Below are 1102 nucleotides of genomic sequence, written 5' to 3' on the forward strand. Positions count from 1 at the left end.
TGCTAATGTGATTTTGCTCAATAAAATTGATTTAGTAGACCCTCAACAACTGGAGGAATTAGAGCAAAAAATCAAAGCCATGAATGGTTTAGTCAAAATTTATCGTACCCAAAACTCAGACATTGAGATGGATTCAGTGTTAGGGGTGCGGGCTTTTGACCTTAAACAAGCTCTAGACATTGACCCGGACTTATTAGGAGAAGATGCTCATGAACATGATGAATCCGTTTTTTCCTTTGCGATTGTGGAACCAGGAGCAGTAGATTTGGAAAAATTAAACACCTGGCTAGCGGAATTATTACAGAGCCAAGGCCAAAATATTTTCAGAATGAAAGGTATTCTTAATGTAATGGGAGAAGATAATCGATTTGTTTTCCAGGGAGTACATATGATTTTTGAGGGTCGTCCCGACCGTGCGTGGAAACCGGAAGAAACCAGAAAAAATGAGTTAGTCTTTATTGGTCGCAATCTTGATGAAAACGAATTTCGTCAAGATTTCCAAGCCTGTCTTGTTTAGAGTATATTATAGCAATTATTATACTCATGAGGTGTAAATTGATCCCCCTAAATCCCCCTTAATAAGGGGGACTTTGAGATTGATCCCCCTAAATCCCCCTTAATAAGGGGGACTTTGAGATTGATCCCCCTAAATCCCCCTTAATAAGGGGGACTTTGAGGTTGATAATCGTACATCATAACTGCGATAAACGCTATCAGCTATCAGCCTTTTTCATAACTATCAGGTACACAGGATTGTTTTCCCTCTTACCTACTCCCTACTCCCTACTCCCTACTCCCTGTTCCCTGTTCCCTGCTCCCTGCTCCCTAAAAGCCTATAATTTGTACCTCACCAAATTTAAAACCGCTATCTATCTATGGAAACTAAACCACCCCTACCTCCTTTTACCTTAGAAAGTGCAACCGCTAAGGTGCAAGCTGCTGAAGATGCCTGGAATACTCGCAATCCCGAGAAAGTTGCTCTAGCTTATACCATTGATTCGGAATGGCGCAATCGTGCCGAATTTATTAGTGGTCGAGAGGAAATTATTGCGTTTCTGAAGCGCAAATGGGCAAAAGAATTAGATTATCGCCTGAGAAAACA

3 protein-coding genes are annotated in these 1102 nt (G+C 41.0%); all 3 read left to right on the top strand.

Annotated features, from left to right (window positions below; genetic code table 11):
- On the top strand, window positions 1–517 hold a 517-nt coding region (locus F6K49_RS52005; RefSeq protein WP_293110864.1), incomplete at its 5' end, for a GTP-binding protein.
- A 236-nt stretch (window positions 518–753) separates the two neighbouring features.
- The gene (locus tag F6K49_RS52010) at window positions 754–912 is read left to right on the top strand and encodes a hypothetical protein (protein WP_293110866.1); all 159 of its coding nucleotides are present in this window, start codon (window positions 754–756) and stop codon (window positions 910–912) included.
- A partial coding sequence (locus tag F6K49_RS52015) for a DUF1348 family protein (protein WP_293110869.1) occupies window positions 876–1102 on the top strand: 227 nt, incomplete at its 3' end. The genes F6K49_RS52010 and F6K49_RS52015, both read left to right, overlap by 37 nt.

This window comes from Moorena sp. SIO3I6 (assembly GCF_010672095.1).